22 protein-coding genes are annotated in these 24667 nt (G+C 62.8%); 14 read left to right on the forward strand and 8 right to left on the reverse strand.

All coding sequences use genetic code 11. The annotated features are described in order from the left end of the window. The first annotated feature begins 72 nt into the window (after positions 1-72). The gene (locus tag QNA11_RS00850) at positions 73-1056 is read left to right on the forward strand and encodes a YihY/virulence factor BrkB family protein (protein WP_283481580.1); all 984 of its coding nucleotides are present in this window, start codon (positions 73-75) and stop codon (positions 1054-1056) included. 121 nt (positions 1057-1177) lie between these two features. Here the strand turns inward: QNA11_RS00850 and QNA11_RS00855 are convergent, their stop codons facing one another. Next, entirely contained in the window at positions 1178-2209 is a 1032-nt protein-coding gene (locus QNA11_RS00855) for a calcium:cation antiporter family protein (RefSeq protein ID WP_283481581.1), read from the reverse strand. Between the two features lie 319 nt (positions 2210-2528). On the opposite strand from QNA11_RS00855, the gene QNA11_RS00860 reads away from it, so the two are divergent. Both QNA11_RS00860 and QNA11_RS00865 read left to right on the forward strand, forming a co-directional pair. Further along, on the forward strand, positions 2529-2915 hold the full coding sequence (locus tag QNA11_RS00860) for a hypothetical protein (protein WP_283481582.1): 387 nt from the start codon (positions 2529-2531) through the stop codon (positions 2913-2915). Between the two features lie 398 nt (positions 2916-3313). Next, positions 3314-6319: a hybrid sensor histidine kinase/response regulator gene (locus tag QNA11_RS00865; RefSeq protein WP_283481583.1), complete on the forward strand. Its 3006-nt coding sequence runs from the start codon at positions 3314-3316 to the stop codon at positions 6317-6319. A 143-nt stretch (positions 6320-6462) separates the two neighbouring features. Here QNA11_RS00865 and QNA11_RS00870 read toward each other — a convergent pair whose 3' ends face one another. Further along, entirely contained in the window at positions 6463-6717 is a 255-nt protein-coding gene (locus QNA11_RS00870; protein WP_165047983.1) for a hypothetical protein, read from the reverse strand. Between the two features lie 98 nt (positions 6718-6815). Further along, positions 6816-8312: an undecaprenyl-phosphate glucose phosphotransferase gene (locus QNA11_RS00875; RefSeq protein ID WP_283481584.1), complete on the reverse strand. Its 1497-nt coding sequence runs from the start codon at positions 8310-8312 to the stop codon at positions 6816-6818. A gap of 195 nt (positions 8313-8507) precedes the next feature. On the opposite strand from QNA11_RS00875, the gene QNA11_RS00880 reads away from it, so the two are divergent. The 4 genes from QNA11_RS00880 to QNA11_RS00895 all read left to right on the forward strand — a co-directional run bounded on the left by QNA11_RS00880 (position 8508) and on the right by QNA11_RS00895 (position 11787). After that, entirely contained in the window at positions 8508-8981 is a 474-nt protein-coding gene (locus QNA11_RS00880) for a DUF2948 family protein (RefSeq protein WP_202073764.1), read from the forward strand. A gap of 519 nt (positions 8982-9500) precedes the next feature. Beyond that, positions 9501-10802, forward strand: a complete 1302-nt coding sequence (hisD, locus tag QNA11_RS00885) for a histidinol dehydrogenase (RefSeq protein ID WP_283481585.1) — start codon at positions 9501-9503, stop codon at positions 10800-10802. A gap of 4 nt (positions 10803-10806) precedes the next feature. Continuing rightward, positions 10807-11286 (forward strand): UPF0262 family protein, encoded by a 480-nt coding sequence (locus tag QNA11_RS00890; RefSeq protein ID WP_202073762.1) that lies wholly within the window; start codon positions 10807-10809, stop codon positions 11284-11286. A 63-nt stretch (positions 11287-11349) separates the two neighbouring features. Then, on the forward strand, positions 11350-11787 hold the full coding sequence (locus QNA11_RS00895) for an arsenate-mycothiol transferase ArsC (protein WP_281931299.1): 438 nt from the start codon (positions 11350-11352) through the stop codon (positions 11785-11787). A 196-nt stretch (positions 11788-11983) separates the two neighbouring features. Here QNA11_RS00895 and QNA11_RS00900 read toward each other — a convergent pair whose 3' ends face one another. Next, positions 11984-12397 (reverse strand): MAPEG family protein, encoded by a 414-nt coding sequence (locus QNA11_RS00900; protein ID WP_283481586.1) that lies wholly within the window; start codon positions 12395-12397, stop codon positions 11984-11986. A gap of 119 nt (positions 12398-12516) precedes the next feature. Here QNA11_RS00900 and QNA11_RS00905 point away from each other — a divergent pair, with 119 nt between their 5' ends. Next, positions 12517-12861, forward strand: coding sequence for a winged helix-turn-helix transcriptional regulator (locus QNA11_RS00905; protein WP_283481587.1), 345 nt, complete (start codon positions 12517-12519; stop codon positions 12859-12861). 230 nt (positions 12862-13091) lie between these two features. Here the strand turns inward: QNA11_RS00905 and QNA11_RS00910 are convergent, their stop codons facing one another. Both QNA11_RS00910 and QNA11_RS00915 read right to left on the reverse strand, forming a co-directional pair. Next, positions 13092-14258 (reverse strand): amidase, encoded by a 1167-nt coding sequence (locus QNA11_RS00910; RefSeq protein WP_283481588.1) that lies wholly within the window; start codon positions 14256-14258, stop codon positions 13092-13094. 70 nt (positions 14259-14328) lie between these two features. Continuing rightward, positions 14329-16110 (reverse strand): long-chain-acyl-CoA synthetase, encoded by a 1782-nt coding sequence (locus QNA11_RS00915; RefSeq protein ID WP_283481589.1) that lies wholly within the window; start codon positions 16108-16110, stop codon positions 14329-14331. Positions 16111-16348: 238 nt separating this feature from the next. Between QNA11_RS00915 and QNA11_RS00920 the strand changes: the two genes are divergently transcribed. Both QNA11_RS00920 and QNA11_RS00925 read left to right on the forward strand, forming a co-directional pair. Then, positions 16349-17647 carry an O-acetylhomoserine aminocarboxypropyltransferase/cysteine synthase family protein gene (locus tag QNA11_RS00920; protein WP_283481590.1) on the forward strand — a complete coding sequence of 433 codons (1299 nt, stop codon included), beginning with the start codon at positions 16349-16351 and terminating at the stop codon, positions 17645-17647. Next, positions 17644-18591 carry a homoserine O-acetyltransferase/O-succinyltransferase family protein gene (locus tag QNA11_RS00925; RefSeq protein WP_283481591.1) on the forward strand — a complete coding sequence of 316 codons (948 nt, stop codon included), beginning with the start codon at positions 17644-17646 and terminating at the stop codon, positions 18589-18591. The genes QNA11_RS00920 and QNA11_RS00925 overlap by 4 nt, the downstream gene beginning before the upstream one ends. A gap of 38 nt (positions 18592-18629) precedes the next feature. On the opposite strand, the gene QNA11_RS00930 is transcribed toward QNA11_RS00925, so the two are convergent. Then, complete coding sequence (locus QNA11_RS00930; RefSeq protein WP_283481592.1) at positions 18630-18896, reverse strand: phosphopantetheine-binding protein; 267 nt, start codon at positions 18894-18896, stop codon at positions 18630-18632. 179 nt (positions 18897-19075) lie between these two features. Between QNA11_RS00930 and QNA11_RS00935 the strand changes: the two genes are divergently transcribed. From QNA11_RS00935 to QNA11_RS00950, 4 genes are read left to right on the forward strand one after another with little or no spacing between them, the layout of a single operon-like run. Then, positions 19076-20278, forward strand: a complete 1203-nt coding sequence (locus tag QNA11_RS00935; RefSeq protein WP_283481593.1) for an acyl-CoA dehydrogenase family protein — start codon at positions 19076-19078, stop codon at positions 20276-20278. A 26-nt stretch (positions 20279-20304) separates the two neighbouring features. After that, the gene (locus tag QNA11_RS00940) at positions 20305-21228 is read left to right on the forward strand and encodes an amino acid--[acyl-carrier-protein] ligase (RefSeq protein WP_283481594.1); all 924 of its coding nucleotides are present in this window, start codon (positions 20305-20307) and stop codon (positions 21226-21228) included. Between the two features lie 20 nt (positions 21229-21248). Next, on the forward strand, positions 21249-21707 hold the full coding sequence (locus tag QNA11_RS00945) for a cupin domain-containing protein (protein WP_283481595.1): 459 nt from the start codon (positions 21249-21251) through the stop codon (positions 21705-21707). Positions 21708-21723: 16 nt separating this feature from the next. Continuing rightward, positions 21724-22620: a branched-chain amino acid aminotransferase gene (locus QNA11_RS00950; RefSeq protein ID WP_283481596.1), complete on the forward strand. Its 897-nt coding sequence runs from the start codon at positions 21724-21726 to the stop codon at positions 22618-22620. A gap of 367 nt (positions 22621-22987) precedes the next feature. Here QNA11_RS00950 and QNA11_RS00955 read toward each other — a convergent pair whose 3' ends face one another. Beyond that, the gene (locus QNA11_RS00955) at positions 22988-24661 is read right to left on the reverse strand and encodes a thiamine pyrophosphate-binding protein (protein ID WP_283481597.1); all 1674 of its coding nucleotides are present in this window, start codon (positions 24659-24661) and stop codon (positions 22988-22990) included. Between the last annotated feature and the right edge of the window lie 6 nt (positions 24662-24667).

Here is a 24667-nt window from a genome sequence, read left to right on the forward strand (position 1 = left end):
TCTCTTCAGGAACGTCCTGCAATAAAGGCGGTTCTTCCGGGAAGCGCGAATGCGTGCGCCGGAGGATGCGTTATGGCTGGGAAAGAGGCTCTTTCAGCGGACCCGGCGGCGATCGAACGGGGCAGGGCGGCGACCACGCCTTCCGAAATCCCGGCGCGCGGCTGGAAGGATGTGCTGGCGCGCGTCTATGACGACATCAACCAGCATCGCATTCTCGCCATCGCCGCGGGCGTCACTTTCTATGCGCTGCTGGCGATTTTTCCCGCCATCGCGGCCTTTGTGGCGATCTACGGGCTCGTCGCCGACCCGTCGACGATCAGCGGACATCTTCAGGCGCTGTCGGGATTCCTGCCGGCCGAGGGCCTGTCCATCATCGGCGATCAAATCCAGCGCATCGCCGCGCAGGGCGCGACAAAGCTCGGATTCGCGTCGATCATCGGCCTGCTGTTTTCGCTGTGGAGCGCCAATGCCGGCATGAAGGCGATCTTCGACGCGCTCAATGTTGTCTACCAGGAAGAGGAGAAGCGCGGCTTTTTGAAACTCAACGCCATATCGCTGGGCTTCACGCTCGCCGGCATGGCGCTGCTTGCCCTTTCCCTGGGCGCCATGGTGATCCTGCCGCGCGCGTTGGAAGCGGTCGGGATGCCCGCGCAGATCGGAACCTGGGCTTCGGCGCTGCGCTGGCCGATTTTGCTGCTCGTCATCGCAATTGCGACCTCGGTCGTCTATCGCTACGGGCCGAGCCGCGACCGGGCGCAATGGCGCTGGGTGAGCTGGGGCGCCGCTTTCGCGGCGATCTTCTGGTTGATCGCCTCGCTGCTTTTCTCCTGGTATGCGGCCAATCTGGGCAAGTTCAACGAAACCTACGGGTCGCTCGGCGCGGCCATCGGCTTCATGCTGTGGCTGTGGGTGTCGGCGATCGTGCTGCTGGTCGGCGCCGAACTCGACGCCGAGATGGAGCATCAGACGGCGAAAGACACGACAACGGGCGCGCCGCAACCCTTGGGCGAGCGCGGCGCCGTGATGGCGGATACGATTGGCCAGCCGAAGTCGTAGCTACCGTCATTGCGAGCGAAGCGAAGCAATCCAGGGCCGCAACATGGCTCTGGATTGCTTCGTCGCTTTGCTCCTCGCAATGACGGCGGGCCATGTCGGGAATGACGCCGACCCCGCCGATTCAGCCCCACCAGAAAATCGCGGCGATGATCGCGTAGAGGCCGATGAGCGCCGCGCCGTCGACCATGTCGGCCTGTCCGTCGACGGTCACCACCGTCACGACCAGGACGGAAAAAAACAGCGCGACCGCCAGGATCGGCGGGACGGCGAGCGTGAAGGCTGCGCCGCCCATGGCAAAGCTCGCCAGCACCAGGACCGGCACAATGACCACCGCGACCTGAAGCGCGCTCGTCAGCACGACGCTGACCGCAAGCTCCGATTTGCCCGCCGCAGCAAGGCGCACGCCCACGACATTCTCGATCGCATTGCCAGCGATGGCGACGACGACGAGCCCCGCGAAAGTCTGGCTCAGTCCCAGCGTATCGATCGCAGGCTCCAGCGCCTCGACGAACCAATCGGAGACCAGCGCCGCGCCGCCGGCGCAGACGAGCAGCACCGCGATCGCCGTCGAGAGCGGCCAGGCGTGCGCGCGTGCATGGGCCTCCGCCGGCACGGCGCGCTGGCCTTGCTCGAGCATTGATTTGGTCATGATCGCGAAAACCAGCAACAGCACGACGGCGCAGACAACGGCAAGCTCCTGCTCATGCGACGCGGCCGCCAGATGCAGCTCGTTTGCGAGCGTCGGCAGGACCAGCGCCGAGACGGCGAGCAGCAGGAGCGAAGCGATCATGCGGGGCGTGCGGGCGTTGAATTCCAGCACGCCATGGCGCCACCCGCCCACGACGAAGGCGAGGCCCAGCACCAGCAGGACATTGGCGAGGATCGAGCCGATCAGCGAGGCCTGCACCACGGTCACGAGACCGGCTTGCAGCGAGAAGATGCAGACGAAGAGTTCGGGAAGACTTCCCACCGCCGACTGGATGAGCCCCGTCGTCGAGGGGCTCAAATGATTGCCGACCTGATCGGTCGCCTCGCCGATGACATGAGCGACGCCGGCGAGCGCGAGCGCGCAGGCCAGGAAGCTGACGATCGCGCCGGCATGTAAGACATGCGTGGCGCCAGCCACGCCGACGAGCGCGGCAGAGGCGCCCATGACAATCATTTCCTGGCGATCAATTGCGGCCACCTAAGCATCCTTTCAAACTTTCGCCCGTCATTGCGAGCGAAGCGAAGCAATCCAGGGCGGCGATGCGGCTTTGGATTGCTTCGTCGGCTCCGCCTCCTCGCAATGACGGATTTATGGGACGCATCGTGACGGCTCGGCTCGCGCCAATCAAGGGCAGTCGCGCCGACGAGACGCCGCCTGCGGCGGCTCCTCATCAGGATGAGGAAGTCTGTTCGCGCGGGACCGGGCGAAGTTGCGCCGCCCCGGCTTTTGCGCTTCGATGCAGCGAGATTTGGAGGTTCGCGATATGATGAAATCGACGCTTGCGCGCGTTCTCCTCGCAATGACTTTATGGGGCTGGAGCCATGCGGCGGCGCAGTCGTCTCCCTTCTCCTGCACGCTGCTCGAAACAGAAGCGTTCCTTCCCGAGCTTACGACATTCAGCGGCTATCGTTGGATCGAGTGTCGCGCCGAGGAGACCGTCGATATCGACGGCGTCGCTATCAACAACGGCAAATGCAACGCCTTCGATTACGGCTACGCCGGTCGCCGCTTCGTCGCAGGCCAGCCGATCTACATCCCTTACGCTTGCATGAGTCCGGTTACGCTGGCCATCGAAGCGAATGGCGTGATAACCAAGCAGCGTTTGCGCCAGCGCGATTTCCGCACGCATGGAGTCACGCGCGCGTTTTGATTCGAGAAAAGTGTCTCTCAACTTTTGTCGAAAACGGGCTCTTACGAGGACGATGATGCGTTGGCTGTTCCTTTTTGTGGCTGCGGCGGTTCTTGCGGGATGTAACAGCCCTGGGTCCAGAGACGTTGCGAACGCTCAATATGCCGCCGATTCCTACGAGCAATCTGCGGCGGCCTACCGGATGTGCGCTGCGCAGAACGCAAGCGACCCGCAAAAATGCGACGCTCTGGCCCATGTGATGGAAGCCGACAAAAAGCGTTACGAAGCCACAGCTCGAAACTGAATGCGGGGCGGCGTCCGCGCATTGTACAGTTCAAGAAAACATAAAGCCGTCTCATTTGATCGGCATCTCCATCTCATGTATTTCGTGGTTTTAATTTGGCGTGAGCGCAGATTGCATGGAGAATCTGACAGGCGATCACTTTTGGCTGACCAGTTGGACAAGCGATCCCGAAGGACGCGCCAGCTACGTCGATCCAGCCTGGTCCGAATTCACCGGTCAAAGCCTGGAGCAGGCGCGCGCGGGCTGGATCGAAGCGGTTCACCCGGAGGACCGCGAGCGAGTCGGCGCGGCTTGGACGCGTGCATTCAACGCCCGCGCGCCCTATCGCGCCGAATATCGGGTCAGGCGTTTCGATGGCGTCTACCACCGAACCTTCTCCGCGGCGGGCCCACGCTTCGACGAAAGCGGCGTTTTCCAAGGTTACATCGGTTCTGTCGTCGACATCGAGGCGCGCCGCGCGGCGGAAGATGCGCTGCGCGAAAGCGAGGAGCGATTTCGCGCCTTGACCGAGTCTTACGCTCAGGCCGTTTGGGAAGCCGACGCCCATGGCGCAATTGCGTCCGACAGCCCGAGCTGGCGCGCTTATACGGGCCAGACGCTCGAAAATTTTCTCGGCTATGGATGGCTCGACGCCGTTCATCCCGACGATCGCGCGCATGCGGAGGAGCGGTGGCGGGAAGCCGTCGCAATGCGCGCGCCATATGACGCGGAATACCGGCTCAAATGGAACGGGGGCGGCTGGCGCTGGACCAATGTCCGCGGCGCGCCTCTGTTCGATCGCGACGGATCTGTGCGCAAATGGGTGGGCGTCAATTTTGACATCCATGCGCGCAAATTGGCGCAGGAAGCGCTGCGCGAGAGTGAAAGTTTGATGCGTCTCGCGCAGGACGCGGCGCATGCCGGCTCCTGGGAATGGAGCACAGAAAATAACCGCGCGGTCTGGTCGAAGAATCTCTGGGCGCTTTACGGTCTCGATATCGGCGCCTGCGAAGCGTCTTTCGAAAATTGGGCGAATTCGATTCATGAAGACGACCGCGAGCGCGTGACCGCGGCGGTGTTGGCGGCCGGGCGCGCGGGCGAGGAATTCGAGCTTCAGTGGCGCGTCAATCTTCCAAGCGATCAGGCGCCCAGGTGGTTGCTGTCGAGGGGCCGGCCCGTTATGGGGCCGGACGGCGCGCCGGAGCGTTACTATGGCGTCGTCCTCGACGTGTCCGAACTCAAGAACGCCGAAGAGGCGCTGCGCGCCAGCGAGCGTCGTTACCGCCTGTTGTGTGAATCGCAGCGCGATCCTTTCGTGCGCGTCGCCATGGACGGCCGCATTCTGGAGGTCAACGACCTTTATCGCGACATGCTCGGTTATTCGGACGAAGAACTGCGTGGTCTGACGTATCAAGAGCTCACGCCCGAAAAATGGCATGCGATGGAGGCGGCGATCGTCCGGGAGCAGATCCTGCCGCGCGGCTATTCGGACGTGTACGAGAAGGAATATCGCCGCAAGGACGGAGGCGTTTTTCCCGTCGAATTGCGCACCGTTCTCTCCAAAGATGGAAATGGCGCGCCGGACGCGATGTGGGGGATTGTCCGGGACATCTCCGACCGAAAACTCTCGGAGCAAATTTTGCGCGAACGCGAAGAGCGGCTGCGCATCGCTTTGGACGCCGCAAAATTCGGCTCCTTCGCTTATTATCCGCAAAGCGGCAAGGTCGTCTGGGACGCCCAGATGAAAAGGATTTGGGGCCTCGAGCCAGACGAGGACATCCGCTTTGAAGAGGCGTTCGAGCGCATTCATCCCGCCGACCGCGCGCGCGTTCGCCAAGCGGTCGAAGCTTGCTTGAGTCCGGAATGCGCGTGCGGCTTTCAGGCCGAGTTCCGCGTCATCCTGCCGGACGGGTCGGTGAGTTGGCACGGCGTCAGCGGGCAGGCCTATTTCGAGGACGGTCCCGGAGGCGAGCGCAGGCCCGTGCGCATGACGGGCGTGGAAGCGGATATTACGGACCGCAAAAATGCGGAAGAGGCGCTGCGAGACGCCGACCGGCGGAAGGATGAACTCATCGCCATGCTGGCGCATGAGCTGCGCAATCCGCTCGTCCCCATCCACAATGGCGTTCATCTGTTGAGAGCGCGCGCGCAGAGAGGCGTCGAATCCGACCCGCAGTTGCTCGATATGATGGAGCGTCAGGTGACGCATCTTGTGCGCCTCGTCGACGATCTCCTCGAAATTTCGCGCATCGCCAGGGGGAGAATCGAGCTACGCCGCGAGCCGACGGACATCGCAACAGTTTTGCGCAACGCTTTGGAGACGAGCCGGCCGTCGATCGAGAAAGGACGTCACAGCGCCGCGCTTTCCACGCCGCCGGAGACATTGCTCGTTTACGGCGATCCCGTGCGGCTCACGCAGGTTTTCGCCAATATTCTGAACAATGCGGCAAAATACACCCCGGAGGGCGGACGCATCGAAATCCTTGCCGAACGCAGGGGGCGGGAAGCGGTCGTGATCGTCAGAGACAACGGCCGCGGCATGGAGCCCGAGGCGTTGTCGCATGTTTTCGAGCCTTTCGCGCAGACGGGGAGCCCGTCCAACGACAGCGGCCTCGGCATTGGCCTCACCCTCGTCCACAAGCTGGTGGAGCTGCACGGCGGCTCGATCGAAGCGGCAAGCGAAGGGCTCGGCAGAGGGAGCGTCTTTATGGTGCGCCTCCCTGTGAGCGTTTCGGCGGCGGATGCGGCGGAGCCTGCCAAGGGCGTCGAGGCCAGGGCGGCGCCGGCCGGCCGGCGCGCACTGGTGATCGACGACGAGCGCGACGTCGCCGATACTTTGGCGATGGTGCTCGATCTGCTCGGCGCTTCGGTGCGCGTGACCTATGGCGGGCGAGACGGGCTGCGCGAAGTGACGGTCTTCCAGCCGGACATCGTCTTTCTCGATCTCGGCATGCCTTTGCAGGACGGCTTCGAAACCGCGCGGTTGATACGGCAGAGCGAGATTGGCCGCAGGCTGACGCTCGTCGCGCTCACCGGCTGGGGACAGGCGGAGGATCGCGCAAAAACGCGCGAGGCCGGCTTCGACGCGCATTTGACGAAGCCAGCGTCGCTCGAGGCGCTCCGCTCTTTGTTACAGAATTAGAGAGTGGGGGCCGCAGCACCGCCGTCATTGCGAGGAGGCGAAGCCGACGAAACAATCCAGGGCCGCGTCGCCGCCCTGGATTGCTTCGCTTCGCTCGCAATGACGGGCAAATCCCAACGCGAGTTCCTCACGCGGAAATATTATCAATCGATCGAGGAAATCCGGATCGGCGCCGTTACGTCCGCGTAAGCCACTTTGATGCCCGCCTTCGTGACAGCCGCTTCGTCGGGATACCAGGTCGACTCATGGTCGAGCCCGCCATATTTGTTGAAAACCATCACATATTTGGCTTTCAGGTCCACTTCGCAGCGCAGCCCTTTTCCCGGCTCGCTGACCGGCCGCATTTTCCCATCCCAATCAATGAAATAGCCTTTGGGCGCATCGGCCGCTTCGGACATGCTGCGTTCCTTTCCCGACATGATTTGCCGATCAGGGGCGCGGGAAGCACGATACGGGCCAGGAAAGCGCGCTGCGGGGGCGCTCGGCCCCCGAGCGATCAATAGGCGTTCTTGGTCGTGATCAGGGCCCAAGGCGTCGACGCGAGGATGCGCAGATCGAGCAGCATGGACCAGTTTTCGATGTAATAGAGATCATGCGCGACGCGCTGCTCGATCTTTTCGACCGTGTCGGTTTCGCCGCGCCAGCCATTGACCTGCGCCCAGCCCGTGATGCCGGGCTTTACCTTGTGGCGGGCGAAATAACCGTCGACGACTTCATCGTAGATGTGCTCGCCAACCTTCGCCTGCATGACATGCGGCCGCGGGCCGACAAGTGAAAGCTCGCCGCGCAGGACGTTGAAAAGCTGCGGTAGCTCGTCGAGCGAGGTGCGGCGCAGGATCGCGCCCACGCGGGTGACGCGCGGATCGCCGCGCGTGACCTGCTTCTGGCCCGAGACGTCGCATTTATCGACGTACATCGATCTGAATTTGAGCACGCCGATCGGCTCATTGTTGAAGCCGTGGCGCGTTTGTTTGAAAAACACCGGCCCGCGCGAGTCGAGCTTCACGGCGAGGGCGATGAGCGCGAGCAGCGGCGCGAGCAGGATAATGCCGATCGCCGCGAGCACGCGGTCCTCGATCGCCTTGAGAGCGACGCTCGAATCCGACATCGGCTTATCGAAGACGGGCAGGAAAGGCGTGTCGCCGATGTAATTATAGGCGCGCGAGCGCAATTTCAGCTTGCTGTTGAACGCCGCGATGCGCACGTCGATCGGCAGCACCCACAATTTCTTGAGGATGTAGAGAATGCGCTCCTCGGCGGTCGGGGGCAAAGCGATGATGAGAAGATCGACGCGCTGCTCGCGGCAGAAGGCCTCGAGGTCGTCGAAGCGGCCGAGCTTGCGATAGCGGCCCACGGTTTCGGGCGAGCGCATTTTGTCGCGATCGTCGAAAAGGCCGAGAATCTGGATGGCTGTTCCTCCAGAGCGATCGAGCCGATCGATGAGCTCCGCGGCGGCGTCTCCGCCGCCGACAATGACGGCGCGACGCGCCAGGCGTCCCTCTCGCGACCAGCGCCCGAGGGCGCGCGCCGTGAAAAGACGCGCCGCAGAACCGGCGGCCCAACCAAAGGCGAGCCAATAGGGAACCCAGCGACGCATTTGCTCGAGATGCGTTCCGAACAGCGCCTCGGCGACGATCAGTCCGCCGAGCGCGAGTGCGAGCGCCAATCCCACATTCGCCACTTGCGCCAATCCATGGGAAAGGGATGCGACCGTATAGGCCCACCGCATCTTCAAAATGGCCGCGGCGCCAATGGCCACCCCGGCCAGCGCCAGAAGAAGCGCGCTGGAGCTATAGGGATCGCCGTCGAAGACAGCGAAATGGGTCAGAGCGCCGATCGCCGCGACGCTGAACAGATCAAAGAGTATAACGCCTGCAATTACAGCCGGTTGCCTGATAAGCTGATCGGGAGGGACGACCGGAGCCCGTCCGCAGGAGAGTTCGCGCCGCCCGTTTGCCAATCCGGCCAAGGAATGCGCCGTTGCCTCGCCCATCGTCTTGTTCCTTCGAGCCAAATTTCTTGGCGTCGATCATGGCGCAAACTCGTAAACAACCCGCCACTGGGGCCGGGCTGCGGCGGCCGTGGGGTTCCCTCCGATTTGCGCCAGCTCGATAAGGACTTTTACGACGTTCGCTTGGGCTTGCGCGTCTTCGCCTGTCTCGCCATATCCCGGCGAGGGAGGAATTGCATGGCCGTGAATCTGCTCGAGAATGCGCCCGCGCTGCGGCTGCATGCGTTGGACAGCGAAGATCTGGCGCTTCTTTCGGCGCATCTGCAGGACGCGCTGGTGCGCGTCGGCGACATTGTCTACCTCCCCGCCAAGCGCCGCTTCGCGCTCGTCGGCTCGCGCTTCGATTGGTCGGCGGAGATGGAGGGGCGGCTCGAGCGCTGTCGCTCGGGCTTGCATTTCGAGGGCGTCGAGCGGGTGCGCTGCCAGCATGTTTCGCGCGACCAGCCGGATGCGATCCTCGATCTCCTGGCCGTCACTTTCGAGCCCGGCCCCGAGCCGCCGGGAGGAACCATCCGCCTGACTTTCGCCGGAGGCGCAGTGATTTGCCTCGACGTGGAATGCGTCGAGGCGCAGCTTTGCGACATTGGACCGCGGTGGAAAACGGCGGCGCGGCCGATGCATCAAGAGGCGGCGGCGGCCTCGTCCCGCTGAGGGCGCGGCGCTCTTCAGGCGTTTCCGTTGAGATATTCAGGCGTTGTCGTGCGCTCACGCCAACTGCTGTGGCGGCGCGCAGGCGCTCTCAGGGCAGCCAAGACGCGCTCAACCCTATCGAGCTGCAATGTACTGGCTCGTGCTCGACCTTTTGAAGTATAAACATCGGGTCGTGCAATTCCGCGCGACGACTGGAGTCCGAAGATGAGCATAACGCTCAAAATCGAACTCCGGTGGCGGAGATGGAAAGTAGCAGTTTCCATCTCCTGCTAACCCGGAGGGGGGATGGCGGGGAGGCCCCGCCATCCTTCCCGAAGGGGAATATGCCCCCGGCGCGCAGGAAAATCAATCAGCAATCACATCTTCTCGCCCGACGCGTCGCGCAAGCGGAAATGGGCGTTTTCAAGAGCTTGAAGCCCGGCCGCTTCCCCATTGGCGCCGCCTCCCGACACGCATCAAACTTGACGAAAGCGCCCCCACAAGGTCATGACAGCCGGAAACCCCCGGTTGGAGATGGAAATGACCCTGCGCCTGGACGCCGCCGCCCCCGATTTCGAACAGCGTTTCGTCTCGCTGCTCGCCATGAAGCGGGAGTCCTCCCAGGACGTCGACACCACTGTCCGCGCCATTATCGAGGATGTCGTCGCCCGCGGCGACGAGGCGCTCATCGATTATTCCAAGCGTTTCGACCGCATCGATCTTGCAGAGACCGGCATCGCCGTCTCTGCCGCCGAGGTCGCCGCGGCGGAAGGGAAATGCTCGAAAGAGCAGCTCGCCGCGCTTGATCTCGCTCTCGAGCGCATCACCGCCTATCACGAAAAGCAGAAGCCCGAGGACACGCGCTATCGCGATGCGGCGGGCGTCGAGCTCGGCTGGCGCTGGTCGTCGCTCGATTCGGTCGGCCTCTATGTGCCGGGCGGCACGGCGGCCTATCCGTCGTCCGTGCTGATGAATGTCGTGCCCGCCAAGGTCGCTGGCGTGAAGCGCATCGTGATGGTCGTGCCGACGCCGGGCGGCCATGTCGAGCCGCTGGTGCTCGCCGCCGCCAAGCGCTCGGGGATCAATGAGATCTACCGCGTCGGCGGCGCGCAGGCCGTCGCGGCGCTCGCCTATGGCACCAAGACCATCGCGCCGGTCGCCAAGATCGTCGGCCCCGGCAACGCCTGGGTGGCCGCCGCCAAGCGCCGCGTCTTCGGCCAGGTCGGCATCGATATGATCGCCGGCCCCTCGGAAGTGCTTGTGCTCGCGGACAAGACCGCCAATCCCGATTGGATCGCCGCCGATCTGCTGGCGCAGGCCGAGCATGACGAATCCGCCCAATCCATCCTCATAACCGACAGCGTCGAGATCGCCGACGCCACCGTCGCGGCGGTCGAGCGCCATCTCTCGACGCTTTCCCGCGTCGAGATCGCAGCTAAGTCCTGGCGCGACTATGGCGCGGTGATCTTAGTGAAGAAGCTCTCCGATTCGCTGCCGCTCGCCGACCGCATCGCCGCAGAGCATTTGGAGATCATCTCCGAGGACGCCGAGGAACTCGCCGCGCGCGTCTCCAACGCCGGCGCCATTTTCATCGGCGCCTATACGCCGGAGGCCGTGGGCGATTATGTCGGCGGCAGCAACCACGTTCTGCCGACGGCGCGCTCGGCGCGATTCTCGTCGGGCCTCAGCGTGCTCGATTTCGTGAAGCGCACCTCGATCCTGAAATGCGACGCCGAGTCGCTGCGCGCCATCGGCGGCGCGGCGGTGACGCTGGGCGACGCCGAAGGGCTCACGGCCCATGCCCGATCGGTCTCGATCCGTTTGAATTCTCTAGGGGCTTAAACGGGTGGACGCGAGCGCGCAGAACCGGCTGATCTCAGTCACGCTCGATGAGAATTCGATCGGGCGCGGCTCCGCCGATCAGGAGCATGAGCGCGCCATCGCGGTTTACGATCTGATCGAGGACAACAGCTTCGCGCTCGTCGGCTATGCCGGCGGGCCCTATGCGCTCAATATCTCTTTGATGGACGCCAAGCTCGTCTTCGATATTCGGGACCAAAACGGAAACGTCGTGGTCACGCATATTCTGTCGCTGACGCCCTTCAGGCGCATCCTCAAAGATTATTTCTTCATTTGCGAAAGCTATTACGCCGCCATCCGCACGGCGACGCCGAGCCGGATCGAAGCGATCGACATGGGCCGGCGCGGCCTGCACAACGAAGGCGCGCAACTGCTTGCCGAGCGTTTGAAGGGAAAAATCGAAACCGACGCGGACACGTCGCGCCGCCTCTTCACGCTGATTACGGCCCTGCACTGGAAGGGCTGAGGCGGATGGCAGCATTTTCCGCCGAAGCACAGGCCGGTTCGGCGATGAAAATCGGGTAGCGACATGGCGCGCCCGCAATCCGTCCTCTTCGCCTGCACGCTGAATACGGTTCGCTCGCCCATGGCGGAAGCAATCGCGCGGCATTATTTCGGCCGCGAGATCTATTTCGCCTCCGCCGGGATCAAACGCGGCGAGGCCGATCCCTTCGCCGTGGCGGCGATGGAGGAGATCGGCGTCGACATGAGCCGTCACAAGCCGCATACTTTCGAGGATCTGGAAGACTCGAACTTCGACCTCATCGTCACGCTTTCTCCGGAAGCGCATCACAGAGCGTTGGAGTTCACCCGCGCCATGGCGGTCGACGTCGTCTATTGGCCGACGCCGGACGCCACGGCGGCCCAGGGGTCGCGGGAGGCGATCCTGTCGGCCTACCGCGACGTGCGCGACCGGCTGACGGCGCGGATCAAGACGCTGCTCGGGCGGGGGCCGACGGGGGCTTAAGGGTTGGTTGTGTTCCCGCTGCAACGATTGTCGGCGTTGCTCTGGATCCCCGATCAGGCCTTCGGCCTGTCGGGAATGACAAGCTGCGTCAGTGTCGCTCTACTTGATTGGCCGAAGAGGGCGCTAAGGGGGCGTCTGTCATTCCCGGCGCGCGAAGCGCGACCGGGAATCCAGAGCCGAGATAGCTCGGTCACACTCATTTGACCCAGCCGAAGAGGGCGGCGATGAGAACCCATTGGCAGGCCCAGCCGATCAAAAACATCGGCGCGCGCGCCCAAGGCAGGCCGACAACGTAGATAAGGTAATGGGCGATGCGGACGGCGAAATAGACCGCCGCCGCCAGCGCCGAGGCGGATGTCGTATGGCCGGTTATTTGAATGGCGGTCGCGAGCAGGCCGAAGACGGCGAGATTCTCGACGGCGTTGGCGTGAGCGCGGATCGAGCGCTGCGCCCAGGGCGCCTGTGTCGGCGCGTCGTGCAGCGGATCGCGGAAGCCGCCGACAAGGCCCATTTCGAGCAGGCGCTGCGCCACATGCGGCGCCCAGAGCAAGGACGTGAAAGCGGCCGTTAGAATGGCGTAGTAAAATTCGGGGGTCATCGCGTCGGTCATCGTCTTCTCCTTCGAGACGTCAGGGCACCGCGACGCTAACGACAGTATAGATCGCTGTGAAGAACGCAGTAATATTGCCAATAGGCAGGAATGCCGCCCATAGGGCAAAATAGGATACCATGCGCAAGCAACGTCACCCGCAATACGACCAATGCCCCATCGAGGCGGCGATGGACATCATCGGCGGCAAATGGAAGGGCTCGATCCTCTTCCTCCTGCTCGACGACAAGAAGCGCTTCAGCGATTTCCAAAAGCGCCTGACCAAGATCACCCAGCGCACGCTGACGCAGCAACTGCGCGATCTCGAACGCGATGGCATGGTGTCGCGCGAGATTTTCCCGCAAGTGCCGCCGCGCGTGGAATACAGCCTTACGGAGAAAGGCCGCACGCTCGCGCCGCTGTTGATCGAGCTGAAGAACTGGGGAGAGATTCATGCGCTTCCCGTAGAAGCAGAGGATGCGTAGAGGACATCCCCCCGCTCGCGCAGTTTGGACACATAGGAAATCACCGTCATTGCGAGGAGGCGGAGCCGACGAAGCAATCCAGCGCCGCATCGCTGCCCTGGATTGCTTCGCTTCGCTCGCAATGACGGGCGCTGCGCAAAACCAGCGTATTTGTGGCTCTGGATTCCCGGTCGGGCTTTCAGCCCGCCGGGAATGATTCTCCAATGCGAGCTGTTCAAACGGAAACAGTATTACTTCTTCATCTTCGAGCAGAAGCGCTGCGCCAGCGCCAGCAACTTGCGGTCGGTTCCGCGCCTGCCGACGAAAGAAAGCGCCACCGGCGCGTCAGTGGTCGGCAATGGCAGGCTGATCTGCGGCAGGCCGAAATAGCTCGCGATGAGGAAGAGCCGCATCATCTGATAGCGCTTGGCGTCGAGCTGCTCCTCGCTTTCGGTGAGCAGCGGCGAACGGAAAGGCGTTGTCGGCATGACGAGAAAGCCCTTGTCGCCGAAGAGCGCCTCGATGCGCTTTTTCGCCTCCTCGCGAAAGGCGAGCGCTGCATTTTTCTGTTCGAGCGTGACTTTGGATGCGATGGCGAAGCGCTCCTCGACGCCTTTGCTGAATGTCGGATGATGCGCCGAGACCCACGCGCCATGGGAGGCCCAGGCCTCATGCGCCTGTAGATTGCGGAAATGCGCGAGAGCCGTCTTGAAAAAATCCTCGTCCAGCCGACCTTCGCGCCACAGCCCGCTTTTCAACATATCGACGGCGGGCGCCGCGGCGGCGGCCAGTTCGGTTTCGACGCCATGAAAAGCGTCGCCGAGAAACACCGCCTCTTCCAAGGCGCCCTGATCCGTATCTTCGGGCAGCAGCACATTGCCGACTTCCGCCATTCGAGCGAGGTCGCGCGCAAACCAGCCGATAACGTCGAGCGAGGGCGCCAGCGGCACGACGCCCGCCATGGGAATTGCGCCATGCGAGGGGCGAAAACCGAAGACGCCGCAGAAGGCCGCGGGCGCGCGGCAGGAGCCGGCCGTATCCGTGCCGATGGCGAAATTAACGAGAGCGGCCGCCACCGCGACGGCGGAGCCCGAAGAGGAGCCGCCCGGATGCCTCTCTGGCGCCGCGGGGTTTATCGGCGTGCCGAAATGCGGATTGGCGCCGAGAAGGCTATAGGCCATCTCGTCCATATGGGTCTTGCCCACGAGACATGCGCCGGCGGCGAGCAGCCTGTCCACCACCGCGGCGTTGGCCGGCGCCGGCGCATGAGTGGTCGCCCATTGCGGATGGCCATTGGTCGACACCTGGCCTTTGACGTCGATGTTTTCCTTGACGACGAAGGTCGCGCCCGACAGGGGACCAGCGCCCCCTGCGCCTTCGTTGAAGACGACCGACAACGCCCCGACATCGACTTTCATCCGGCGCCCTTTCCCGCTGAACCTTGGTTTCGCGTCATTCCGGTCGAAAGCGGGTCTTTGGACGTGACGCCTAGAGAGGAACGGCGCCGGCGAGAATCTTCTCGTAAAGCGCCAAATCCAAGGCGGCATATATAGATCGCTCGGAAGACGCGAAAAAGACAGGCGCGCCGATCTTGCGCGGATCGAACCCCTCGGCGGCAAGCGCGCCTTTGCGGTGCTTGAACGTCTCCGTGACCTGCAATCCATGCGACAGGCGCAGGAAGAGCGGACGCGCATAGGCGGGCAGTTGCGCCGACAGATGCGCATAGAGGCCCGCTATATCGAAGCTTTCGTTCGCCACGATCGCCGCCATGCCGGCGCGGCCATCGCGGCCGGGGACTGCCACCCCATAAACGGTGACGTCGATGACTCCGGGGTAGGCGGCGATCGCCTGCGCGACCTCGGCGGTCGCAACATTCTCGCCTTTCCAGCGGAAAGTGTCGCCGACGCGGTCGACGAAATAGAAGAAGCCACGCGCGTCGCGGCGCATGAGATCGCCGCTGCGCATCCACGCGTCTCCGGGCGCGAAGACGTCGCGCAGGATTTTCTTTTCGGAAGCGGCGCGGTCGAGATAGCCCTCGAAATCATTGGCAATGCGCGCAATGGCTTCGCCGGGCTCGTCAGGTTTGCAGGCGACGCAGAAGCCTTCCGCATTGCGCAGCGGCGCGTCCGTCTCGACGTCGTATCGCACGAGCTGGATCGTCCGGCTCGCGGCGAGAAAGGAGGGGATTCGGCCAATGGCGCCCGGTTCGCCTTCGACATTGTAGAGCGAGAAATTGCTTTCCGTCGCCGCATAGAATTCGAGAATGCGCGGAATGGCGAAGCGCTTCTGGAACACCGGCCAGACTTCCGGTCGCAGGCCATTGCCGACGACGAGGCGCAGCCGATGTTTCGTCTCGGCTTCGCAGGGCGCCGCATGGGCGAGGTAGCGGCAAAGCTCGCCGATATATTGGAAGAGCGTGCAGCCATGTTCGACGACGTCGGTCCAAAAGGCGCTGGCCGAGAAACGCTCGCGCAGCACGACGGAGCCGCCGCCCAGCAGCGTGGCCCAGATGGCGACGACGCCGCCGACCGAGTGATAGAGCGGCAGGCAAACATACATTCTGTCGTCGGGCGTCACATCGAGCAGGCCGCAAAACCACAACGCCCAATTCATGATGCGGCGATGCGAGACGATCGCCGCCTTCGGCAGGCCGGTGGTGCCGGAGGTGTAGATGTAGAGCGCAGGATCGGAAAGCGTGGGCCGCGCGGCCGCGTCGAGATCAAGGGGTGCGCTCGATTGCGCGGCGAGCGCGCTTTCGAGCGAGTCGTCGCAACGGACGAGTTCGCCTTCGCCGCCAACCGCATCTGCGCATTTCGCGTAATTGGCGACCGAAGCCAGGATCAGGCGCGGCGAAGCGATCCGGATGCAATGCGCCAATGCGGGCCCGGCAAGATGATGATTGATGAGCGCGACCACGACGCCGATGCGCGTCAATCCGAGCCAGATGGCGACGTAATCGGGCCGGCTCTCCATGACGAGCGCGACGGCGTCGCCCTTGTGCAGCCCGCGCGCCTGCGCCCAACGAGCGTAGCGGCGCGAACGCTCGGATAATTCGCGAAAGCTGAACCCGCCGCCGTCGAAAAGGATCGCCGGCGCGTCGCCGCGCATCTGTGTAATTTCATCGAAGGCGACCGCGAGCGTGCGGCCGGGATCGCGCTCGATCGATGCGGATAGTTTCAGCGCCCGCAGCCAATCCTTGCTCACCGAGCGTCCTGCGCCTTCGGTGTGCTCGCTTCTGGAAGGCCCTCGCTCCACACTATGCGCCGTCATCTCTCGTCGTCGCCTGGAAGAATGGTTAATGCGCGGCCGTCGCGCCGTCCTTTGTGAACCTATCGGAAATTCCCTGCCAAATCTCTACAAATGCGGATGAACCTTGTTAAGCCTACCAGACGCTTTTCATCGCTGCGCCTGGAAAAACCGCATAAATCTTTAGGCGTTTTCCCTGCAAAGACGGCTCAGCTTCGCCCTTTCAACGATGCGGGCGGGCGCGCTGCAGGAGGCAAATCCAATGCGGAACGAAACGATAGCGGTGCATGGCGGCTATGACGGCGATCCGACGACGCGCGCCGTCGCCGTGCCGATCTATCAGACCGTCGCCTATGAGTTCGACAGCGCCGATCATGCCGCGGCGCTCTTCGACCTCGAAGAGGAAGGCTTCCGCTACAGCCGCATCGCCAATCCGACCGTCGCCGTGCTCGAGAAGCGCGTTGCGCAGCTCGAGGGCGGGATTGGCGCCTTGGCGGTGTCGACGGGGCAGGCGGCGCTCTATTACGCCTTCGCCAATGTGGCCGATAGCGGCGGCAATATTGTCGCTGCCCCCACACTTTACGGCACGACGCATACGCTGCTTCAGCATGTGATGGCGCGCCAGGGCGTGAAGGTCCGCTTTGCCGCGAGCGACTCTGCGAGCGACATGGCGGCGGCGATCGACGCCGACACAAAAGCGGTCTTCTGCGAGAGCGTCGGCAACCCAGCCGGCAATATTTGCGACATCGCGGCGATTGCAGAGGCCGCGCACGCCCATGGTGTTCCGCTCATCGTCGATAATACGGTGGCGACGCCGATCCTGTGGCGGCCCATCGAACATGGCGCCGACATCGTCGTTCACTCCATGACGAAATTCATGGGCGGCCATGGCGCGACGCTCGGCGGGATCATCGTCGACAGCGGCCGGTTCCCCTGGCGCAAATACCCGGAGCGGTTCCCGACCTTCAACGAGCCGGACGTTTCCTATCATGGCCTCGTCTATGTCGACCGCTTTGGCGATAGCGCTTTTATCGCCCGCGCGCGCAGCGTCTATCAGCGCACGACCGGGGCGGTGCTGGCGCCGCTGAACGCTTTCCTTCTGCTGCAGGGATTGGAAACCGTCGCGCTGCGCGTCGAGCGCCATGTCGAGAACGCGCAAAAAGTCGCGGCGTTTTTGCGTGACGATCCGCGCGTCGCCTGGGTGAATTACGCCGGGCTCCCGGAGAGTCCCTATTATCCGCTCGCGCAGAAATATTTGGGCGGCCGCGCCCCATCGCTCCTCACTTTCGGCGTGAAGGGCGGGCTCGAGGCCGGCAAGCGCGTCTATGACTCGCTGCGCATCATCAAGCGCCTCGTGAATATTGGCGACGCCAAGTCGCTCGCCTGCCATCCGGCCTCGACGACGCACCGTCAGATGACGCCGGCCGAGCAGGAAAAGGCGGGGGTCTTGCCGGAGATGCTGCGCATCAGCGTTGGCATCGAGCACGCCGACGACATCATCAAGGATCTGGGCAGCGCGCTCGCCGCGGCGAATGGCGCCTTCGCCGAGGCGGCGGAATGACGCTGCATCCTTTACGCGCGCGCGACGTCCTGGAAATCGCGTTCGTGAACAACATGCCCGACCAGGCGCTCGCGGCGACGCGGGCGCAATTCGAGCGCCTCGTGCGCGCGGGCGCCGAGGGACGCGAGATTCGCTGGCGCTGCTATACGCTGCCGGGCCTGGAGCGCAGCGAAACGGCGCGGCGCTATTTGGCGCGCGATCACGAAGACATTGAGGCGCTATACAGGCGCGGCGCCGATGCGCTGATCGTCTCGGGCAGCGAGCCCCGCGCCGCCCGCCTCGATCACGAGCCTTATTGGCCGCAGCTCCAGACGCTCGCCGATTGGGCGCGCACGCACACTTTTTCGACTCTCTGGTCCTGCCTCGCGGCCCATGCCGCCACGCTTCATCTTGCCGGGATCGAACGCCGACGCATGCCTAAGAAGATCAGCGGCGTCTATACCTTTCGGCGTCTCGGCGAGGATTGGACCGGCGAAAGAGCGGGCAGCTCGATTTTAACGCCGCATTCACGCTACAACGCGCTCGACGCCGAAGCGCTAGCGCGGCACGGTTTTAAGATCGGCGCATGGTCGCCGGACGTCGGCGTCGATATGTTCTGGCGTGAAGAGCCGAGCCTTTTCGTCTTCCTTCAGGGGCATCCGGAATATGAGGCGGAGACGCTGCTCAAGGAGTATCGCCGCGACGCGCTGCGCTATCTTTCAGGCGAACGCGTCGACTATCCGGATCAGCCCGAGAATTATTTCAGCGCCGAGACGTCGCAGAGGCTGAGGCAGTTACGTAGCCGCGTGCTCGAAAGGACGGAGCGCCATGCGGAACAGGCTCTGGCGGAAACTCTTTCCCCCGAGAAATGCGCTCGGCCCTGGGCCGATGATGCGGCGCGACTTTATCGCGCCTGGATCAGGAATGTATCGGACAGGATCGAAGCCTTGCGCCACAGCGCCTGACGGCGAGGCGGCGCCTTGGAAGAGCGCCGCCCTCGGTTTCAATGCGCGAGATCGCGCACCAAGGCGTCGATATTCTGTATGGTCCGGAAATTTGCTGGAACGAGTTTCGAGCTGGGAATCGTCAAGTCGAACTCCGCCTCGATCGACAGCATCAAATTCACCATCTCCATCGAGGTCATGCCGAGCTCCTCCAAATCCTGTTGGGGGGAATTTGGTGGGCGTTCTTTATGAATTGGGCGACGACGGCGTTGATGCGATCGATGGATTGAATCGTTGAGACGTCCACGCTGCAACCTCCAGAGCACAGAACTTTATCGAACTGACAATCAGTGTTCTAGCCGCGATCTATAAAAAGAAGCTGCGGCGGATTGCTAAAATCCAATTCATTAAGGCTGACGTCGACAATTTGCGCGACAAAACTGAATATTCAGAACTGGAACCTAGCCTCGGTTCGATCATGCGAGGATAGGTTGACGAGGCGAAGATGTTGGCTGCTGAAATTTCAAAGCCGCAAGTGAGAGCGCAAGAGGATTTTTCTGCGCGGATCGCTTCGGCCGTCGCCGTCGCTGCGAAATTCGCCGAGGCGGTCGATGAAACGGCCCGCTTCCCGAAAGAGGCGTTCGACGAGCTGAAAGCGCAGCGTCTGCTCGGAATATCGCTCCCGGAGGGGTGTGGCGGAGAGGACCGCAATGTGGCCGACGCCGCCCAGCTTTGTTATGCGCTCGGCCGCGTCTGTTCCTCGACGGCCATGATTTACGCAATGCACGCGGCCAATGTCGCATGCATCATGAACCATGCCGGGCGCAGCGAAAGGTTCCAGTCTTATCTTCGTCGCATCGGCGAAGAGCAGATGTTGCTCGCGTCGTCGACGACCGAAGGAAAAAACGGAGCCAATGTGCGCTCCAGCGCGTCGGCGATCGTCGCTCTCGAAGACGGGATTTCGCTCGATCGAGACGCCTCGGTCGTCTCCTATGGGGCCGCGGCCGACGCCATCGTGACAACGGCGCGCCGCTCGCCGGACTCACTGCCCAGCGATCAGGTGCTCGCGCTCTTTTTCAAGGAAGACTACACGCTCGAGCGCACGTCCAAATGGGACGTCATGGGCATGCGCGGCACGTGCAGCGAAGGCTTTCATCTCATTGCGAAGGGCGAAGCCGAGCAGGTCCTCGCGGAGCCCTACGACAAAATTCATCGCCGCTCGATGGTGCCGGTGACCCATCTGCTTTGGGCTTCCTGCTGGGCGGGCGTCGCGGCTGGCGCGGTCGAGCGCGCGCAGAATTTCACGCGTAAAATCTCCCGCGCACAGAAGGGCGCCCTACCGCCAGGCGCGCCGTTTGCGACGCAGGCGTCACTGTCCCTGATGCAACTCGTCAACCTCGTCGACTCGGCGACAGCGGATTACCTCGGCAGGGTGGGAAATCCTGAGTCGCTCGACGAGATGTCCTTCCAGACATCGCTCAACCTGCTGAAGGTCAGCGCCTCGGAAATGGCGATAGCGACCGTCATGCACGCGTTCAACGCCTGCGGGATTGCCGGCTACCGCAACGACAGCGAATTCAGCGTCTCGCGCCCGCTGAGGGATATTCTCTCTTCCTCCGTCATGATCAACAACAACCGCATTCTTTCGAATGTGGCGACGTCCTGCCTCATCGGCGGGGTGCCGGAAGCGATCGTGAAGCCACGATAATGGAACAGCATGGGGATGGACGCGCAATGAGCGGGATGGCGTGCACAGAGACGGAGGCTCGCAGCGATGAGACGATCCTCGATCATCTCTTTCGCCCCATGGGCGTCGACGGCGTTTACGCGCGCACGCGGCGTTATGAGGACGTCGTCGATGCGCTTCAATGGCTGATTACAAGACATCGTCCGCAAGAAGCGTCCGTGTTCCGTTTTCCACCGGTGATGAGCCTGAGGCAGCTCGAGAAACAGGGATACCTCAACAGTTTTCCTCAACTGCTCGGCTGCGTCTGCGCCCTGCATGGGTCGGAGGCGGATGTCGCCGCCGCGTTGGACAAAGCCAAGCAAGGGGAAGATTGGACCCGCGGCGCCACGTCGGCCGGTCTGGTGTTGAGCCCGGCGGCCTGTTACCCGATCTATCCGATTGCCGCGGAAAGCGGCCCGGTTCCCGAAGATGGTTTGACCTTCGACGTTGCGGCGGATTGCTTCCGGCACGAGCCCTCGAAAGATTTGGACAGATTGCAGTCTTTCCGGATGCGCGAGTTCGTGCGCATTGGCGCGCCGGCGCAGATTGCCGTCTTCCGTGAGCGATGGATGAAAACCGCGCAGGCGATCGCCGAGTCGCTGCAACTGCCCTTCGCCTTCGATCGCGCCAGCGACCCGTTCTTCGGCCGCGTCGGCGTGTTGATGGCCGCCAATCAGATCGAGCATGCGTTGAAGTTCGAGCTTCTGATTCCCGTGCGCGCGCAGGGCGCGCCGACCGCTTGCATGAGCTTCAACTATCATCGCGAGCATTTCGGCAAGACATGGGGGCTCGTCGATGAGAAGGGCGAAATGGCGCATTCGGGTTGCGTGGCCTTCGGCATCGACCGGCTGGCGCTCGCGCTTTTTGCGACGCATGGCCTTTACGTCGAGGATTGGCCGCGCGAGGTGCGCGACGTTTTGTGTTTGAATTGACTGGCGGGGAGGATATGGCGATGAGCGGTGACGAAAAAATTGTTTTCCACGAGGCAAACGTCGAGATGCAGCCGTGCCCAATCAATCCGGCTTGGGTGATCGACGGCGCCCCGGTTGCGCGGAATTTCATCTTGTCACGCAGCCTCGACAATTCGGCCACGACGCTTCTGTGGGATTGCACCAAGGGCGTGTTCAATTGGCATTATGACATCGACGAGACAGTTTATGTGCTGGAGGGATCGGTCGTCGTGCGCGAGGATAATGGCGTGGAACATCATCTCGGGCCGGGCGACCACATCCTGTTCCGCGCTGGCTCCCATGCGGTTTGGACCGTCGAGAAATACGTTCGCAAAGTGGCCTTCTGCCGCACGCCTCTGCCTGCGTCGGTGATGTTCTTGGTGCGGGTGATGCGCAAGCTGGCGCGCATGATGAAGCTCGCGCCTGCATCAGACGCGCCGGCGATGTTCAGTGGCGCGTAAAGAGAGAGGTTCGCCAATGGCGTCTCCTGTTGCACTGCGTCCGGTCTCGCAGACCTGGACGTTCTTTCAGGGCGAATGGCGCGACGGCAACGCGCCGATTTTGGGCCCGAGAACGCATGGGGCCTGGCTTGGCTCGATGGTGTTCGACGGGGCGCGCGCCTTCGAGGGCGTGACGCCCGATCTCGATCTGCATCTCGCGCGCGTCAATAATTCGGCGCGCGAGATGCTGCTGGAGCCTTTGTTGAGCGTCGACGAATGGCGCACGCTTGTTGGCGAAGGCTTGAAAAAATTTTCGCCTGATGCGCAGCTCTATATTCGGCCGATGTATTGGGCCGAGGACGGCTTGGGGGGCGGCGTTCGCTTCGAGCCTTCTTCCACCAATTGGTGCCTCACGATCTATGAGGCGCCCATGCCGGCGCCCAAGGGCGGCGCGGTGACTCTGTCGCCTTTCCGCCGGCCCTCGGCGGAAACTGCGCCGGTTGGGGCGAAGGCGAGTTGCCATTACGCCAATGGCTCGCGCGCCTTGATCGAGGCGGCGAAACGCGGCTTCGACAATTGCCTCATGCGCGACATGCTCGGCAATATTGCGGAGTTCGCTAATTCCAACGCCTTTCTCGCCAAGGATGGCGCGGTTTTTACGCCGGCGGCGAATGGGACGTTCCTGAACGGCGTCACGCGCCAACGCGTCATTGGCTTGCTGCGCGCAGATGGCGTCGAGGTGATCGAGACAACGCTCACCTATAACGACTTTCTTTGCGCTGACGAGATTTTCTCGACAGGCAACTTCCAGAAAGTCGCGCCGATGTCGCGCATCGACGATCGGCAATTGGACCCAGGCCCAATGTATAAGCGCGCGCGTGCGCTTTATTGGGACTTCGCGCATTCTAAGCCGCAGCTTCGAGTGGCATCGTGAACTGAAGGCGCCAGTTTTCGCCGCCTTCAGTTTGCTGACAAACCTCCGAGGCGGCCTCGTCCTTCGAGACGAAGGCCCGATCGGGAATTCAGAGCCACAAGAGCGCTGGTTTTGCCCAAAGCCCGTCATTGCGAGCGAAGCGAAGCAATCGAGGGCAGTGATGCGGCCCTGGATTGCTTCGTCGGCTCCGCCTCCTCGCAATTACGGCGGGGATTCCCTGTGTGTCCAAACGGCGCGAGCGTCGGGGATGGCGAGCGGATCTCGTATAAGTCTTTTGGCGAAGTTGAAGAAGCCGCTCATGCTGAGGAGCCTGCGCAGCAGGCGTCTCGAAGCACGAGGGGCGTCAGCCACTTTGTCAGCAGTTCTCTTACGCGCCCGCCAGCGCTTCGGAGCGTATCGCAGAGAGATTTACGCTCGGCGTAACGCGATCCGGGTCCATCATCACATGGATGATAGAGGGAAGGCGTGACGCGCGTGCGGCGCCGAAAGCGTCGGGGAAGTCCTTTGTGCGTTCGACGCGCGCGCCGTAACCGCCGAAGGCGCGGGCATAGGCGGCGAAGTCCGGATTGCGTAGATCCGTGCCGATGACGCGCGTAGGGTAGCTACGCTCCTGATGCATCCGGATCGTGCCATAGGAGGCGTTGTCGCAAATGACGACGAGGATCGGCAGCTCATATTGCACGGCTGTCGCGAATTCCTGGCCATTCATCAGAAAATCGCCGTCCCCATTGATAGAGACGACGAGCCGGTCGGGATAGAGCCGTTTGATGGCGACGGCGGCAGGCACGCCATAGCCCATCGTGGCCGATGTCGGCGCAAAGTGTGAGCCATAGCGGCGGAAGCGGAAATAGCGGTGAATCCAGGACGCGTAATTTCCTGCGCCATTGCAGATAACGGCGTCGTCGGGAAGATGGTCCGAAAGCCAGATCATCATTTGCGCCAGATCGACGTCGGCGGAGGGCGTAAAGCTGCGCGAGAAATCGAGATAATCCTGATGCGCCACGCGCGAATCGTCACGCCAGGGGCGGTGCGCCGGCGGAATTTGTTTTGCCAGCATCTCGACGAAAGGCTTGGGCGACGCGTGAATGGCGAGCGTTGGCGCAAAGACGCGGCCGAATTCCTCGGCCTGCGGATAAACATGCACGAAGCGCGTCTGCGGCTGCGGTATGTCGAAGAGCTTATAGCCCTGAGAGGGAATTTCGCCCAGCCGCCCGCCGATGAGAACGAAGAGATCGCTGGTTTTGGCGCGCGCGACGAGCTTCGGATTGGCGGCAAGGCCGAGGTCGCCGGCATAGCAGTCATGCAGGGGATCGAAGAGCGGCAGCCGTCGGTAGCTCGTTGCGACAGGCATGTCGAAAGCGCGCGCCCAATCCATCATGCGACGGGACGCCGTCTCGTCCCAACGCGTGCCGCCAAGGACGAACAACGGGCGCTTCGCTTGCGCGATCATTGCGGCGAGGGCGTCCATGTCGTCTGGCCCCGGCGATGTCTCGACGACGGCGGCGGCGGGGCAGGGGCGCGGGAGGACGCGCTCGTCGAGCATGTCTTTCGGCAAAGCGAGGGCGACGGGGCCCGGCCGCCCGCCAAGCGCGACATGAAACGCCCGCGAGACATATTCCGCCATGCGGGCGCCATCATCGATTTCGGCCGTCCATTTTGTCTGTCCGCCGAACATTGCGCGGTAATCGACTTCCTGAAACGCGCCGCGATCGCGATGCGAACGCTCGATCTGGCCGATGAACAAGATCATGGGCGTCGAGTCGTGCTGCGCGATATGAACGCCGGCAAAGGCGTTTGCGGCGCCTGGGCCGCGTGTCACGAAGCAAATGCCGGGGCGGCCGGTGGCCTTGCCATAGGCGTCCGCCATCATCGCCGCGCCGGCCTCGTTGCGGCAGACGGTGAGTTTGACGTTGCGCTCGTAGCAGGCGTCGAGCACGGCGAGATAGCTTTCGCCTGGCACGCAGAAAATATGGTCGACGCCATTGATGATGAGCTGATCGACCAATGCTTGCGCTGCGGTGATGTCGACAAGTGTTTTCATGGGAGG

Origin of the sequence: Methylocystis sp. JR02 (assembly GCF_030063565.1) — a bacterium.
In the GTDB taxonomy this organism is placed as follows: domain Bacteria; phylum Pseudomonadota; class Alphaproteobacteria; order Rhizobiales; family Beijerinckiaceae; genus Methylocystis; species Methylocystis iwaonis.